Raw genomic sequence first — 15,517 nt, forward strand, 5'->3', positions numbered from 1 at the left:
AATTGATGCTCATATTGTACCAAATAATTCCGGGAGTGTAAAGCATAATTTTGTGTTACCCTTAAAGCAGGAAACAATCAGCAGCCATTTAAGCAAAAGGATTTTCCGCAGGATAAAGCATGCCTTTGGGCTGGTTGAAATCAATCTCTTCCACCGGAACGCCCAGATATTTAAACACTTCATAAAGTGTTTTTCCGAAATGCCCGAACGCCACGGCGCCGTGATGGGGATAATTTTTTTCAATCAGCACATGGCGGTAAAACCTTCCCATTTCCGGAATGGCAAAGACGCCGATGGAGCCGAAAGAACGGGTGGCAACCGGAAGCACCTCCCCCTGGGCAATGTAGGCGCGGATTTTGGCGTCCGAGGTGCTTTGCAGACGATAAAAGGTAATATTCCCCGGCGCAATGTCTCCTTCTAAGGTTCCCTGGGTCACTTCTTCCGGCAGGCTTCTTGCCATGATCAGCTGATATTTCATTTCACAGAAAGACAGCTTGTCTGAAGGGGTATTTCCGCAATGGAAGCCCATAAAAGTATCCTTTAAGGTATATTCATACTTGCCCTTTATTTCCTTTTCATACATATCGGCAGGCACAGAATTGTTGATGTCTAACAGCGTCACTGCATCCTGGCTGATCACCGTCCCGATAAATTCACTTAAAGCGCCGTAGATATCCACCTCGCAGGATACCGGAATTCCCCGTTTCGTCAGACGGCTGTTCACATAGCAGGGCACAAATCCAAATTGCGTCTGGAACGCCGGCCAGCATTTTCCGGCAATGGCTGTAAACTCACGGCTTCCCTTATGGCCTTCCACCCAATCCGTAAGGGTAAGTTCATACTGAGCCAGCTTTGTAAGAATCTCCGGCTTCTTGTTGCCTGCCCCCAATTCCTGTTCCATCTCTGCCACGACCTGAGGAATCCGTTCATCTCCTGCATGGTTTTTAAATGCTTCAAACAAATCCAGTTCGGAATTTTCCTCAATTTCCACGCCCAGGTTATAAAGCTGTTTGATGGGTGCGTTGCAAGCCAGAAAATCCTGGGGTCTTGGCCCGAAGGAAATGATTTTCAGATTCCGAAGGCCGATCACCGCTCTTGCAATGGAACAGAATTCATGGATCATATCTGCACATTCCTCTGCCGTTCCCACCGGGTATTCCGGGATATACGCCTTTAAGTTCCGAAGCTTCAGGTTATAGCTGGCGTTCAGCATACCGCAGTAAGCATCCCCTCTGCCCTGGATCAGGTTGTCTCCTGTTTCTTCTGCTGCCGCAACTACCATGGCAGGACCTTCAAATTCCTTAATCAATAAGGTTTCTGATGATTCCGGGCCGAAATTCCCCAAATATACCACCAGCGCATTGCATTCTGCTGCACGTATGTCCGCAAGAGCCTGCCGCATATGGATTTCATTTTCCACACAAACGGGACATTCATAGATTTCGCCGTATTTCTCCTGATAGGCTTTTACCACTGCTTTTCTTCTTGTTTCAGACAGGGTCATGGGAAAACAATCTCTGCTGACTGCTACGATTCCGATTTTTTCTTTGGGCATATGATTCATAATGCATTCCTCTCTTCCTTTTTTATGATATTCGATTTCTGACGCCCCTTCGGGCTATTTCAATTTTTCAAATAATTGCCTGCACGCTGGGTATATTTCCCGGAACTGCTGATAGCGTTCTTCATACAATGCTGTAAGCTCCGGTTCTGGTTCTACGGTTTCTTTGATCTTCACAATGGCTTCTGCCGCCTGTTTTGCGGACGCATATTCTTTGCAGGCTACTGCTGCAAGCATGGCTCCGCCCAAGGCAGGGCCTTCTTCATTTTCCAGCACATCAATTTTCAGATTCAGCACATTTGCAAGAATCCGCTTCCACAGCGGGCTTTTAGCGCCTCCGCCGCAGATTTTACTCCGTGTAACCGAAATTCCCAAGGACCTGGCAATTTCCAGGGAATCCCGCAGCGCAAACGCCACTCCCTCCAAAACTGCTTGCGTCATATCTTCCCTTGCCGTATCCATGGTAAGGCCGATAAAGGTTCCTCTTGCATCGGGATCATTGTGGGGAGAACGCTCTCCCATCAAATAAGGCAGGAAATATACATGGTTTTCGCCCAGCCTGGTGATTTTCTCCTGCTCTTTTCCATAAGCCTTCGTACCTATGATCTCATCCATCCACCATTTGTTGCAGGAGGCAGCGCTTAACATACATCCCATCAGATGATAGCTGCCGTCTGCATGGGCAAAAGAATGCAGCGCATGAAATCTGTCCGCTCCGAATTTTTCCGCCGCAATAAACACTGTGCCGCTGGTTCCAAGGGAAATGTTGCAGGCGCCGTCCCCCACGGTTCCGGTTCCCACTGCCGCCGCTGCATTGTCTCCCGCTCCTGCCGCAATTACCGTTTGCTCTGATAAGCCAAGCTTTGCCGCAAGCTCTGGATTCAATGTTCCCGCCGCTTCATAGCTTTCATAAATCCGGGGCAGCCATCCTTCCTGGATTCCGCAGATTTCGCACATTTCTTGGGACCAGCGCCGATGCTCCACATCAAAAAGCAGCGTGCCGGAAGCGTCTGACACATCCGTACAGTGAACGCCGCTGAGCCGATAGGCCAGATAATCCTTGGGCAGCATAATCTTGCGGATTCTGGCAAAATTTTCCGGCTCCTGCCGCTTCATCCACAGGATTTTCGGGGCGGTAAACCCGGGAAATGAAATATTTGCCGTATATTTCGCCAGAGTTTCCTGCCCGATTTCCTGGTTCAGATAATCGGATTCTTCTGCCGTTCTGCCGTCATTCCACAAAATTGCCGGACGGATTACCTTGTCTTCTTCATCCAGAACCACCAGCCCGTGCATTTGGCCCCCAAAGCTGATTCCGGCCACTTGGGATTTGTCGCTTCCCTCCAGCAGTTCTTCTATTCCTGCTATGGTCTCCTGGTACCAATCTTCCGGATTCTGCTGGGACCACCCCGGCTTCGGAAAGCTGATGGGATATTCCCGGTTTACAATCTTTAAAATCCTGCCCTCCCCCTGCATCAGCAGAAGCTTAACCGCAGAAGTTCCAAGATCAATTCCTATGTAATTCATGAACTCCTCCTTAATGTGCACGTGCACGTTTTCTTTCATCATAAACCTGGAAGGATTTTTTTACAACTGCTTTTTTCTCCAAATACAATTTTTATCTATTTTTCCCAAATAATCCATCTGGAATTTGTGCAATATTTTCAGCTTTCCAAAGCATGGCTGCAGTGACAAAATTTATCCGGCATACTTGACTTCTGAAAATATTCCCGTAATATAATAACTGTTCCAAACTACAAAAAGCACCAGGGAGGTATTGCCATGGCAACTATGAAAGAAATTGCGGAACTCTCAGGCGTTTCCAGAGGCACAGTGGATCGTGTCTTAAATCACCGCGGCTCCGTTCATCCGCAAACCGCAAAACGCATTATGGAAATTGCCCAAGCATTAAATTACCAGCCCAACAAGGCTGGCCTGATACTGGCTGCCCAGAAGAAAAATCTGAAAATCGGAGTCATCCTTTTTCAGGACGCTAACCCTTTTTTCCAGGAAGTGCTCAAAGGAGTTCACGCGAAAGCGGAAGAATTATCCGGCTATAACTGCAAAGCCCTCATCCGCCAGGTCACTTTTGGTGAAAAATGCCAAAAATATGCCATGGAAGAGCTTTTACAAGAAAAAATTCACGGACTTGTGATTTCTCCCTTCAACGGGAAAGAAATAGCAGAAAAAATTAATCAGTTTTCTGAATCGGGAATTCCTGTCATTACCACTAATACGGACATTGCTTCCAGGCGCATCGCCTATGTGGGCAGCAATTATTATCTTTCCGGTCAGACTGCCGCAGGGCTTCTCGGAAGGATGACCTTTGGCCAAACTGAGGTTGGCATTATCAACGGTTCTTCCCATATCCTCTGCCATACCCAGCGGATCGCCGGATTCACTGAGACCATCCGCAAATTTTATCCCCATATTAAGATTTCAGGAATTGTGGAAAATCATGACGACGACAGAGAAAGCTATGAGAAAACCAAAGAACTCCTTATCCGGCGCCCTGGAATCAACGCTCTGTATTTTACAGCGGCAGGCGTTTTCGGAGGATGCCAGGCTGTGCTTTCTCTGGGCCTTTCCGAAAAAATAAAAATTTTTACATATGATAATGTGAAAACCACAGCAGAGCTTGTGAAAGACGGCGTAATCACAGCAACCATCTGCCAGCAGCCTTTCCTGCAGGGATACCGTCCTCTGGAGCTGCTTTCCCGGTATCTGCTGGAGGGCATTCTGCCGGAAAAAGAATTTTATTACACGGACATCGACATCCGAATCAGGGAAAATATAGAAACAGATTAAGCCGGGAACCTGCATTTGGATTCCCGGCTTACGTTACCGTTGCTCTTCCTTCAGATCCCCGGCTTATCCTACACTTGTTCTTCTTTGGGATTCCCGGCCTCTCTTACTGCTGCCCGTCATATTCTCTCGTAATATCTTTCAGCCACCGGAAACTTTTATAATGGCGGTACACCACGGGAATTTTCCAGAATTCATCCAGACACAGGACAAAATACACTGCCATAGGCGGCAGCTTTAACACAAACGCCGCCAGAATTCCCAGAGGCACGCTGACGAACCACATGTCAACAATATCGCAAATCATTCCGAATTTGGAGTCCCCGCCTGCCCGGAAAATTCCTGCAATCAGCAAGGTATTCATCGCCTGCCCCACTACATAATAAGAACTGATCAGCAGCATATGATTCAAATACCCCGTCGCCCGATCTGACAAATGGAAAAAGTAAAAAACGCCTGGACGGATCAGCAGCAGGAATATTCCTGTGAGAACTCCTATCGCTAATGTTACATAACAGGATCTTCTGGCGTCCCGTTTTGCCAGTTCCAGTTTTCCCTCGCCAATCTCAATTCCCAGCAGTACAGAAGCGCCTGCTCCCAGGGCAAAGCAGAGAATTGTACACAGATTGCGCACTGTGGAAGCCACCGAACTTGCCGCCACCACATCTGCATTTAATCGCCCCATAATGGCAGAATACATAGAAAACGCCACTGTCCAGGCACAGTCATTGATCAAAGCAGGAACCGCATATTTCACAAAATCCTGAAACAGCAGCCGATGACTTCCAAACATAATCCTTGGATCGATTCGAAATACTTTTCCCCGAAGGGCGTCCAAAAGGCACAGCAGCAGCTCCAGCACCCGGGCCGTTACCGTTCCTATTGCCACGCCGAGAACGCCCAGCTTCGGCGCGCCGCCAATCCCGAAAATAAAAACTGCATTCAACGCAATATTCATTAAGAGAGCCGTCGTACTGATCACCGTGCTTAACCTGGCCCGCTCCATACTCCGCAAAGCGCAGAGATACACCTGGGAAAAACTCATACACACGTAAGAAACGCCGATGACCTTGAGATATCCGGCTCCAATGGAAATCAAGGTCTCATCATTGGTATAAATCCCCATCAGCGCTTTTGGCGCCGCCACTGCGCCTATAGCCAGAACTGCTGTAATCACAGCTGCAATTTTCATGGCAATTCCCATGACTGCCTGAATGGAATTGGTATCTTTTTTCCCCCAGTATTGGGAGGCCAGCATAGTAACGCCGGAGGAAATTCCAAAAAACACTCCCGATAATAAAAACTGGAACTGGTTTGCCAGTGATACTGCGGACAATTCCGTCTGCCCCACATAGCCCAGCATAAATACATCTGCAGAATTTACTGCACTGGTAATAAAGTTCTGTACCGTAATCGGTATCACTAAAGATGCAAGGGCCCGGTAGAATCTCCTGCTCTCTGTTTTCATTTTCTTCCTCCCTTTCCAAATACGCCCGTAAACCAAATGATTTGCCGGCAGCCTCTATTATTTCAAAAAAGCAACAAAGTCCCCTGAGTCTTCGGAATTATCTGAAATTTATTGATAAATTCCGAAAACTTCAGGGAACTTTTCTTCAGAAACAAGCATATCTTTTGGCACAGATTCTACACATTAAACCGGAACAGAATCACATCTCCGTCTTTTACCACGTATTCCTTCCCTTCCAGTCCTACCAGCCCTTTTTCCTTTGCCGCAGAAAGGGAGCCGCAATCCAATAAATCCAGATAATTCACCACCTCAGCCCGGATGAATCCCCGTTCAAAGTCTGAATGGATCTTCCCTGCCGCCTGAGGCGCTTTCGTACCTTTTTTGATGGTCCATGCCCGCGTTTCGTCTTCCCCCGAGGTCAGATAGCTAATCAGCCCAAGCAGGCTGTAGCTTGCCTTGATTAATTTTTCCAAACCGGACTCCTGTAAGCCCAGTTCCTCCAGAAACATTGCCTTTTCTTCCTCATCCAGCTCTGCAATCTCCTGCTCAATCTGCGCGCAGATCACAAAAACCTCGCAATCTTCCTCCTTGGCGTTTGCCCGGACTTCCTGCACAAATGCATTTCCGGCAGCCTCGTCTGCCAGGTCATCTTCTTTCACATTCGCCGCATATATCACCGGCTTTGCCGTCAGAAGATTATAGCCTGAGAACCAAAGCTCCTCGTCTTCATCCTCCAGCTCAAAGGTCTTCGCCAGCTTCCCGTCCTCTAAATGCGCTTTCACCCGCTCTAAAAGCTTCAGTTCTTTGGCAAGGGTCTTGTCCATTCTGGCACCCTTGCTGGTCTTGGCAATCCGCCGTTCCAAAATCTCAATATCGGAAAAAATCAATTCCAGATTGATGGTTTCAATATCCCGCACCGGATTAATACTTCCGTCCACATGGACAATATTGCTGTCCTCAAAACAGCGCACTACATGGACAATAGCGTCCACTTCACGGATATTGGACAGAAACTGGTTGCCCAGCCCTTCGCCTTTGCTGGCTCCCTTTACCAATCCGGCAATGTCTACAAATTCAATGACAGCCGGGGTCACTTTCTTAGACTGGTATAAGTCCCCCAGCTTCTTTAACCGTTCATCCGGCACCGTTACAATCCCTACATTGGGATCTATGGTGCAGAAGGGATAATTTGCTGACTCTGCTCCCGCTTTTGTCAATGAATTAAATAATGTGCTTTTTCCTACATTGGGCAAACCCACGATTCCTAGTTTCATTTCTGATGATACCTGTCCGAAAATCCTTATATTTAAAGGGTTTTCGCCTTTCTCTATATTTTTACTGCACAATCCGCCACTTTTGAAGCTTGGCATCGGAACAAAGTCCCTGTCTTTTAGAGCATCGAACGCCTTTTGTACATGCAGCCCCGTCAATCCTTAGATTCCACCACAAGCAGCGCTCCATCCCGAAAAGAAATTTCCGCCTGTTCCTCCACAATCTCATTGCTGACTCCAAGAGAATGATAACATTCCAGCGTAAAATCCTCCACCAGATACTTAAAACCCTTCAGGGTAAGTCCTGTCACCTGAGGCGTAAAGGGAAGCAGGGACACATAATCCCCGTACTGTTCCTCTCTGCGGAGCACAAACCCTTTCTGCACCATCCGTATCCGGTTATTGGCGTCTGCAATGAAAGCTTCCACTCCCTGCTTCATGGCCATGCCAAGAAGATGGATATTTCCAAGCGCATGATCCATCCTGGAACCGGTAGCGCCCAGAATATGTATCCTATTACATCCCTGTTCTATGGCAGTTCTGACTGCAAGCTCCGTGTCCGTTTCATCTTTTTCCGGCTGAAACCGCAAAATCTTTGGCCTGCCCTTCTCCATTTCTGTAAACTTCCGCAAAATCCCAGGATTAACAGAATCAAAATCCCCCACAATAAAATCCGGCGCCATCACCTTTCGGTAGAAAAATCCCATTCCCGCATCTACAGCAATCGTAAGGTCAAAATGATGTTCGTTCATATAAGAAAGCGCAAAAACGTCTCCCAGACGCCCTCCGCTGATAATCAATGCTTCCATATCTTCCCTCAGTTAAAAATTATTTCATCAATTCTCGAAATCTTCTTACATTTTCAGAGATATCTCCCTGAAAAACTGCGCTTCCTGACACAATCACATTGGCTCCGGCCTTCAAAATCTCTTCTACATTGGACAGCGTAACCCCGCCGTCCACCTCGATGTCTGTATTCAGTCCTCTCTCCTCAATGATATGCCTCAGTTCACGGATCTTCTCAAAGGAATAGGGAATAAATTTCTGCCCGCCGAATCCTGGGTTTACCGTCATCAGCAGCACCATATCCAAACTGGGTAAAATGTATTCCAGCACACTCAGACTGGTTGCCGGATTCAGCGCCACTGCCGGCCGGATTCCCTTTTCCCGAATAGTTTCCACCGTCCGATCCAGATGAACACACGCCTCCGCATGAACGGTAATCATATCCGCTCCGCAGTCTGCAAATTCCTGAATATAGCGAATCGGCTCCTCCACCATCAGATGCACATCAAAAATTCTGCCGCTGCAGGGGCGGATGGACTGAATCAACGGCATGCCAAAAGAAATACTGGGCACAAAAGCCCCGTCCATCACATCAATATGCACATATTCTGCCCCCGCTTCGTCAATGGCCCGAAGCTGTTCCCCCAACCTTGAAAAATCGGCTGCCAATATAGACGGTGATAAATAATTCATATCCTTCTCCTTTGATTTATAATTGTTAATTTATATGTCTAATACTTCCTGACATTTTTTAATTCTTCATAAAACATGACATAATCCTCATACCGGACAGGGCTGAGCACTCCCTCCTCCAAGGCCTGCTTCACGCTGCAGTCCGGCTCATGGGTATGGCTGCACCCCTGAAACCGGCAGCAGGGCTCATATTTCTTAAATTCCCGAAAATATGTCTGCAGGTTTTGCTGTTCGATTCCTGTCAAATAAATGGAACTGAACCCGGGCGTGTCCATAATAAACGTCTGATCCTGAATATAAATCAGCTGGGAATGGCGGGTGGTATGCTTCCCCCGTTCAATTTTCTCACTGATGTCCCCGGTTTCCATTTGAACCTTAGACTGCAGCAAATTGATAATGGAAGACTTTCCCACGCCAGAAGGTCCTGCCACTGTGGTGGTTTTTTGGTCTAACACTCCCAAAAGCTCCTCTATCCCCTGTTCTTTCTTTGCGCTGACAACCAGAACTTCATAGCCGCAGCCTTCATAAATCCCCCGGAGCCTGGCAAGCTCCTCTTCCTCTGCCAGATCCTGCTTATTAAAACAGATCACCGTCTCTACCTGCTGCTGTTCCATCATAACCAGAAACCGATCCAACAGGTTGAAATTGGGCTTCGGCCTGTCTGCCGAAAAAATCACAAGAGCCTGATCAATATTTGCCACAGCCGGACGGATTAACTCATTTTTCCGTTCCAGTATCCTGACAATATTACCGGTTTTTTCCTCCTGGCTGATGGCTTCCATCTCAACATGATCCCCCACCAGAGGCTTTATTTTCTCTTTTCTGAAAATTCCTTTTGCCTTACATTCGAAGATTCCGGCTTCTGCTGTATATACATAGTAGAAACCGGCAATCCCTTTGATAATTTTTCCCTGCATATGCAACTTCCTGTATCATTCCCTGCTAATGAAGCGTTCTGCCATTATCTGACCTGACTGCCCCTTAATTCTGCGTGAATCCAACGCCATCAATGGTGGTCTGATCCGTTTCCGTAATCTCCGCATCATCCTCGTCCCGATAAGTCCACTCCCAGTCAATCACAAAATATCCCTCGCTGCAGTTTTCAATATTCGATGCATTTACCGTAAACGGGAAAGAAGTAGCCGTCCAGCTGTTGATTGCATCATTTCCTTCTGATTTAAACAGGGTAATCTTCGCCTCCACCCGGATAGCGTCTACCGGGATGCTTCTGGGAAGATCAATACTGTAATTATTCAGAGAATAATACTGGGTTGTGATCTTTTTGCCTAAACTTATGGTCAGTGTTACCTGGGTTCCCTTTTCCACCATCTTACCTGGGGCAATGCTCTGTCCCATCACATACCCTTCCGGTATTTCATCGCTATAATCCGAAGAAGTGCTTGCAACTGTGATTCCAGCCGCTTCCATTTCTGCCCTTGCTTCTGCCTCCGGCTTATTCCATACATCCGGCATATTAATGGTTTCTCTTCCCTTGCTTAACATCACGGTGACCGTATCTCCCTTTTTCACTTTGGCGCCTGCCTCCGGACTCTGGGAAATCACCTGATCATTGGGAATGGAATCGTCAAACTGGTAATCAAACACCGGCACCAGACCGGCATTGCGCAAAGTAGTTTCCGCATCGCCTTTTGCCCTGCCTTTTACATCCGGTGTGTCAAATTCTCCTGCACCGCTGCTGATGATGACCCGGATTGTGGTGTTTTTCTCCACCATGGCTCCTTTTTCTTCACTCTGGGATACAATCTGTCCTTCCGGATATTCCTCGGAGGATTCTTCCCCGCCTTTTTCAATTCCAAGGTGGATCTTATTCACAACATCCCTGGCCTCATCTATGGTATAGCCTCTCAAATCGGGCATTTCCACTTTCTCGGATTCTTCTTCCTTATCCACCTCTTCCTTATCCACCTCTTCTTCTATCTCCGTTTTTTTCTCCCCCTCTTTCTCTCCGCCTCCGAACTTAAAAAGCCCCAGAAAGCTTCCGCCGATGTAGATGATAATTGCAACAATAACAACCGCCGCCACAATTCCCATTATGGTAACTGCTTTCTCCATTTTGGGATTCAAAAACCCCTCGTCTTCCTCCTCTTCTTCCTCGTCTTCCTCCTCTTCTTCCAGCTCTTCCTGATAATAAATATTTCTGGTTTGCTGCTTGATGCTTTCCACCTCTTCCGACTTCATAACCCTTGTTTTATCCTGCTGTCCAAGAGGAACCATCACCACAAAATCTTCATCCGGGCTGATTAACGCCTTTTTCAAATCAATCAGCAAATCACTGATACTGTCATATCGCCTGTCTGGGCTTTTCTGAGTACATTTCAAAATAATCTTTTCCATACTGATGGGAAGATTGGGGGCATAGGCGCTGGGCGCCACCATTTCCTCCTGCAGATGCTGAATCGCCACCGCCACCGTGGATTCCCCATCATAGGGCACCCGGCCGGTTACCATTTCATACATTACAATTCCAAGAGAATAAATATCGCTTTTCCCATCTACAAAACCATTTCTGGCCTGCTCCGGGGAAGCATAATGCACCGATCCCATCACGTCTGAACTGATGGTATTATTGGTTGCCGCCTTGGCAATTCCGAAATCCGTTACTTTTACTTTCCCTTCGGTGGAAATAATAATGTTCTGAGGCTTAATGTCGCGGTGAATAATATGCTTATTATGCGCCGCCTCAATTCCTCTGCCAACCTGAATGGCAATGCTGACCGCCTCCTTGAAGGAAAGCTGTCCTTTCTTCTCTATATAAGTTTTGAGCGTAATTCCCTCCACATATTCCATCACAATATAATGAATGGAATTCTCGCTTCCAACATCATAAATATTTACAATATTCGGATGTTCCAGACCTGCCGCTGACTGGGCTTCCGTGCGGAATTTGGTTACAAAATTCACATCATCTGAAAATTCCTGTTTCAGAACCTTAATTCCCACAAAACGTCCCAGGGTATGATCCTTCGCTTTATATACATCGGACATTCCTCCGCTTCCTGCTTTTCCTACTATTTCATATCTGTCTGCAAGATAGACTCCTTCTTTTAACATATTTTCACCTCACCTGAAAATGGTTCTGTCAAAATCACTGTAATATTATCATTTCCGCCGTAGTCATTGGCTGCTTCAATCAGTTCCTCTACAGCATCCTCTATATTCTGTTTCTCATTTATAATCTCAAAGATTTCCTCATCCTCCAGCATATCCGTCAAACCGTCCGAACACATCAGAATCCGGTCTCCTTCTTTCAGCTCCACCTCAAAAAAGTCCACCTCTACATCATATCCGCCGCCTACTGCCCTGGTTATAATGTTCCGATCCGGATGCACTCTTGCAGCTTCCGGAGAAATTCCGCCCCGGCGCACCATTTCCTGCACATAGGAATGGTCCTTGGTGATCTGACTGAAAGATTCAGATCCGGCCAGATACAGCCGGCTGTCGCCTACATTAGCCACGCACAGCTCCTGAGCCCGTATGGTGGCCACCACTACGGTAGTTCCCATTCCTTCCAAATCAATATCTGTCTGGGCCTTTTCCATCACTGCCTGGTTTGCCTGACGGATTGCCTGACGGATGATGGCAACGGGCGATGCTTCACTGCTCTTCCTCACAGAATCCACAATCACTTCCACTGTATACCTGGAGGCGTAATCTCCGGCGTTGTGTCCTCCCATGCCATCTGCTAAAATAAACAGATTCGGCAGATTTCCAACCGGAGTCTCAGAAGTATACACATAGTCCTGATTCATTTCCCGCCTTCTCCCCTTATCCGTTTTGGAAAAAGTCTTCATGCTTCATCCTGCCTTTCTGAAAATCTCTTTCTTAATTGTCCACAGGCTCCGTCTATATCTCTGCCCATTTCCCTTCTTATAGTAACATTTATTCCATATTTTTCAAGTTTATTTTTGAAATTCGAAATAACCTGTGCCTTTGGCTGCACATATTCCCGCTCCCGAATGGGATTCACCGGAATGAGATTTACATGACAGTTCATTCCCCGGATCAGTTCTCCAAGCTGCCCTGCATCCTCTTCTCTGTCATTGACGCCCCCTACCAGGCTGTATTCAAAAGTAATCCGCCGCCCTGTTTTTGCAAAATAATCCTTACAGGCTTTCACCACCTGATGAATCTCATATTTCTTTGCCACCGGCATCAATTTTTCACGCTTCTCCTGAGAAGAAGCGTGAAGGGACAGCGCCAAGGTAATCTGCAGCTTTTCCTCTGCCAGCCGATACATGGCCGGCACAATTCCGCAGGTGGAAACGGTAAGGTTTCTCTGGCTGATATTCATTCCGTTTTCATCTGATATCAGCTGGATAAATTTCAGCAGATTCTCATAATTATCCAGAGGCTCTCCGGTTCCCATCACTACCACATGGGAAACCCGTTCCCCGGTATCCTCCTGAATCCGGTAAACCTGCTCTAACATCTCTGCCGGAGTCAGGTTCCGTACCAACCCGTCTAAGGCAGAAGCGCAGAACTTACAGCCCATCCGGCAACCTGCCTGGGAAGAAATGCATACACTGTTTCCGTGCCTGTAATGCATCCAGACGCTTTCCACCATATTTCCATCCGGCAAGGCAAAGAGATATTTCCTGGTTCCGTCTGATTTGGAACGCTGCATTTCTTCCTTCCGCAACACGGTCAATTCGCATGTATTTATTAATTTTTCCTTTAATTTCTTCGAAATATCCGTCATTTTCTCAAATGTTTGCGCATGTCTTACATGCAGCCAGGGGTAAATCTGTTTTGCCCGAAAAGGTTTCTCCCCTAAGGATACCAAAAATTCCCCCAATTCCTTTTGATTCCATGATTTTATATCTGCTTTTTCCATACTTTCCTCTATCAATTTCTCACAAATTTTGCCAGGAAGAATCCATCACAGATTCCTTTCCCGGGTAAGATCTGCTGCTGTTTTTCCAGAGAAAATTCCGGATGCTCCTGTAAGAACCACACCGTGTTTTCCTGATTTTCAGCGGGATTAATCGTACAAGTGCTGTAAATCAGAATCCCGCCTGCCTTCACATACTGACATACTGTATCCAGTATTTCCCGCTGAAGGGCCACCAGCTTTTTGCATGCTTCTTCTGTCACTTTATATTTAATATCCGCCTTTTTCCCCAGAACTCCCAGGCCGGAACAGGGCAAATCCGCTATGACAAGATCTGCCTGTCCCATTAATTTTTCATCAGGTATCCGGGCGTCTGCCTGCACTGTGCGGATATTGGGAAGCTGGCACCGCTCTATATTCTCCTGTATCAGAGAAACCTTATAGGGCGTCAAATCCCTTGCCTCCACCCTTCCGGTTCCATGCATCATTTCTGCAGCATGGATGCTTTTACCTCCGGGAGCCGCACAGACATCCACCACAAAGCTATGTTCTTTCGGCTGGGCCCACAGGCCCACCTGCATAGAACTAATGTCCTGCACATGGAATTTTCCTTCCCGGAAAGCCGGAATTTTCTCCAGAAAATCATAATTTTCAATCAACAGAACGTCTTCCAGCTCAGATTCCAAAACCTGAATCTGAGCCTCCTCCAACTCTTTTTTTAATTCTTCTTTGGTTGTTTTCAGGGGATTAATCCGGATGGCAGCAGGCATTTTAGTCAGAAACGCCTCCAGAAATCCTTCGATCTGCTCTAAAGAATATGAATTTTGCCACAATTCCAGAATCCATACCGGCATGGAGCCTGCAATGGAAAGATATTCCAGAGGCTCTTTGTCCTTGTCCGGCATGGAAATATTGGAAAGATTCCGGCTAACCGTGCGCAGCACGCCGTTTACAAAGCCTTTCAGATTCCGAAAGCCCCTTTTCTGCGCCAGCTTCACCGCCTCATTGCAGGTGGCGGAAGCTGGAACAGCATCCATATATTTCAGTTCATAGACGCTGCTCCTTAAAATACATTGAATGACCGGCTTCATTTTATGAACCTTCACGCTGGAAAATTGATTCAGCACATAATCAATCCATATCATATGCTCCAGCGTCCCTTCACAAATCCGCTTGATAAAGCTCCGCTCCTGTTTCGGGAGATACCGGTATTTGTCCAGCGTACTGCGGATGGCAATATGACTATACCTATGATCCCGCGTCACTGCCAGCAAAATATCCAGTATCAGTTCTCTGCTGTTTATGGTATTACTGCCCATAATTCCTCCTGAAATTTAATCGTCTCTTCCGCCGGAGAGAATCAGCAGTCTCACCAGCTGTAAAATTGCGGAAGCTGCGCCTGCCACATAGGTCAAAGCCGCCGCACCCAGCACCTTCCTTGTTCCTCTCAGTTCTTCTTCCCCTAAAATTCCGGTTTCTCCAAGAATCCGCACCGCCCGGTTAGAAGCGTTGAACTCCACTGGAAGGGTCACAATCTGAAACAATACAGTCAAAGAGAAGCACAAAATTCCAATATTAATCAGCAGGCTTCCAGTGCTGCTGGTAATAAAGAAACCAATTACAATCAAAGGCCATGAAATAAAAGAACCGAAATTCGCCGCCGGAACAATGGCGCTTCGGATCGTCAGCGGCGCATAAGACTGCTGGTGCTGAATTGCATGGCCGCATTCATGGGCTGCCACGCCTACTGCCGCCACTGAAGCAGAACCATATACACTGTCAGAAAGGCTTAACGTCTTATTTCTGGGATCATAGTGATCCGTCAGATTCCCGGAAATATGCTGAACGGTTACATCATAGATTCCAGCTGCATGCAAAATACGTTCCGCCGCCTGGGCTCCTGTCATTCCCGACATACTCCGGACTTTATTAAATTTCTTAAATGTGGATTTTACTTTTGCTGACGCTATCAGACAAATAACTGCTCCGATAATTACCAAAATATAAGTTGGGTCAAAATAATAATAATACGGCATAAAATCACTCCTTTTCTTAATCTCTGCGCAATAATTCTTCCCTCA

At 46.9% G+C, this 15,517-nt stretch carries 13 protein-coding genes; 1 reads left to right on the plus strand and 12 read right to left on the minus strand.

Annotated elements, in window-relative coordinates:
• Positions 1–88: 88 nt before the first annotated feature.
• Positions 89–1,564 carry an L-fucose/L-arabinose isomerase family protein gene (locus E5329_RS00535; protein ID WP_135987631.1) on the minus strand — a complete coding sequence of 492 codons (1,476 nt, stop codon included), beginning with the start codon at positions 1,562–1,564 and terminating at the stop codon, positions 89–91.
• A 54-nt stretch (positions 1,565–1,618) separates the two neighbouring features.
• On the minus strand, positions 1,619–3,088 hold the full coding sequence (xylB, locus tag E5329_RS00540; RefSeq protein ID WP_135987632.1) for a xylulokinase: 1,470 nt from the start codon (positions 3,086–3,088) through the stop codon (positions 1,619–1,621).
• A 255-nt stretch (positions 3,089–3,343) separates the two neighbouring features.
• Here xylB and E5329_RS00545 point away from each other — a divergent pair, with 255 nt between their 5' ends.
• Positions 3,344–4,369, plus strand: a complete 1,026-nt coding sequence (locus E5329_RS00545) for a LacI family DNA-binding transcriptional regulator (RefSeq protein ID WP_135987633.1) — start codon at positions 3,344–3,346, stop codon at positions 4,367–4,369.
• Between the two features lie 103 nt (positions 4,370–4,472).
• Here the strand turns inward: E5329_RS00545 and E5329_RS00550 are convergent, their stop codons facing one another.
• The 10 genes from E5329_RS00550 to E5329_RS00595 all read right to left on the minus strand — a co-directional run bounded on the left by E5329_RS00550 (position 4,473) and on the right by E5329_RS00595 (position 15,472).
• Entirely contained in the window at positions 4,473–5,834 is a 1,362-nt protein-coding gene (locus E5329_RS00550) for an MATE family efflux transporter (RefSeq protein WP_135987634.1), read from the minus strand.
• 176 nt (positions 5,835–6,010) lie between these two features.
• Entirely contained in the window at positions 6,011–7,108 is a 1,098-nt protein-coding gene (ychF, locus tag E5329_RS00555; protein WP_135987635.1) for a redox-regulated ATPase YchF, read from the minus strand.
• A 152-nt stretch (positions 7,109–7,260) separates the two neighbouring features.
• Positions 7,261–7,914 (minus strand): thiamine diphosphokinase, encoded by a 654-nt coding sequence (locus tag E5329_RS00560; RefSeq protein ID WP_135987636.1) that lies wholly within the window; start codon positions 7,912–7,914, stop codon positions 7,261–7,263.
• A gap of 19 nt (positions 7,915–7,933) precedes the next feature.
• Positions 7,934–8,584, minus strand: coding sequence for a ribulose-phosphate 3-epimerase (gene rpe / locus E5329_RS00565; RefSeq protein ID WP_135987637.1), 651 nt, complete (start codon positions 8,582–8,584; stop codon positions 7,934–7,936).
• A gap of 38 nt (positions 8,585–8,622) precedes the next feature.
• Positions 8,623–9,501, minus strand: a complete 879-nt coding sequence (gene rsgA / locus E5329_RS00570; protein ID WP_135987638.1) for a ribosome small subunit-dependent GTPase A — start codon at positions 9,499–9,501, stop codon at positions 8,623–8,625.
• 64 nt (positions 9,502–9,565) lie between these two features.
• Positions 9,566–11,656 carry a Stk1 family PASTA domain-containing Ser/Thr kinase gene (gene pknB / locus E5329_RS00575; protein WP_135987639.1) on the minus strand — a complete coding sequence of 697 codons (2,091 nt, stop codon included), beginning with the start codon at positions 11,654–11,656 and terminating at the stop codon, positions 9,566–9,568.
• Positions 11,650–12,396, minus strand: coding sequence for a Stp1/IreP family PP2C-type Ser/Thr phosphatase (locus E5329_RS00580; protein WP_135987640.1), 747 nt, complete (start codon positions 12,394–12,396; stop codon positions 11,650–11,652). Before E5329_RS00580 ends, pknB begins: the two co-directional genes overlap by 7 nt.
• Positions 12,393–13,439 (minus strand): 23S rRNA (adenine(2503)-C(2))-methyltransferase RlmN, encoded by a 1,047-nt coding sequence (gene rlmN, locus E5329_RS00585; RefSeq protein WP_135987641.1) that lies wholly within the window; start codon positions 13,437–13,439, stop codon positions 12,393–12,395. The genes E5329_RS00580 and rlmN overlap by 4 nt, the downstream gene beginning before the upstream one ends.
• 11 nt (positions 13,440–13,450) lie before the next feature.
• Complete coding sequence (gene rsmB, locus E5329_RS00590) at positions 13,451–14,755, minus strand: 16S rRNA (cytosine(967)-C(5))-methyltransferase RsmB (protein WP_135987642.1); 1,305 nt, start codon at positions 14,753–14,755, stop codon at positions 13,451–13,453.
• A gap of 15 nt (positions 14,756–14,770) precedes the next feature.
• A complete protein-coding gene (locus tag E5329_RS00595) occupies positions 14,771–15,472 on the minus strand; it encodes a zinc metallopeptidase (protein ID WP_135987643.1) in 702 nt (233 codons plus the stop codon).
• Positions 15,473–15,517 lie beyond the last annotated feature (45 nt).

The sequence above is a fragment of the Petralouisia muris genome, from assembly GCF_004793545.1.
Lineage (GTDB): Bacteria > Bacillota > Clostridia > Lachnospirales > Lachnospiraceae > Petralouisia > Petralouisia muris.

Coding starts and splice junctions, on each gene's coding strand:
- rlmN (WP_135987641.1), bottom strand. CDS start 13,439: ATGGAAAAAGCAGATATAAAATCATGGAATCAAAAGGAATTGGGGGAA.
- ychF (WP_135987635.1), bottom strand. CDS start 7,108: ATGAAACTAGGAATCGTGGGTTTGCCCAATGTAGGAAAAAGCACATTA.
- xylB (WP_135987632.1), bottom strand. CDS start 3,088: ATGAATTACATAGGAATTGATCTTGGAACTTCTGCGGTTAAGCTTCTG.
- rpe (WP_135987637.1), bottom strand. CDS start 8,584: ATGAATTATTTATCACCGTCTATATTGGCAGCCGATTTTTCAAGGTTG.
- E5329_RS00580 (WP_135987640.1), bottom strand. CDS start 12,396: ATGAAGACTTTTTCCAAAACGGATAAGGGGAGAAGGCGGGAAATGAAT.
- pknB (WP_135987639.1), bottom strand. CDS start 11,656: ATGTTAAAAGAAGGAGTCTATCTTGCAGACAGATATGAAATAGTAGGA.
- E5329_RS00595 (WP_135987643.1), bottom strand. CDS start 15,472: ATGCCGTATTATTATTATTTTGACCCAACTTATATTTTGGTAATTATC.
- rsgA (WP_135987638.1), bottom strand. CDS start 9,501: ATGCAGGGAAAAATTATCAAAGGGATTGCCGGTTTCTACTATGTATAT.
- E5329_RS00550 (WP_135987634.1), bottom strand. CDS start 5,834: ATGAAAACAGAGAGCAGGAGATTCTACCGGGCCCTTGCATCTTTAGTG.
- E5329_RS00560 (WP_135987636.1), bottom strand. CDS start 7,914: ATGGAAGCATTGATTATCAGCGGAGGGCGTCTGGGAGACGTTTTTGCG.
- E5329_RS00535 (WP_135987631.1), bottom strand. CDS start 1,564: ATGAATCATATGCCCAAAGAAAAAATCGGAATCGTAGCAGTCAGCAGA.
- rsmB (WP_135987642.1), bottom strand. CDS start 14,755: ATGGGCAGTAATACCATAAACAGCAGAGAACTGATACTGGATATTTTG.
- E5329_RS00545 (WP_135987633.1), top strand. CDS start 3,344: ATGGCAACTATGAAAGAAATTGCGGAACTCTCAGGCGTTTCCAGAGGC.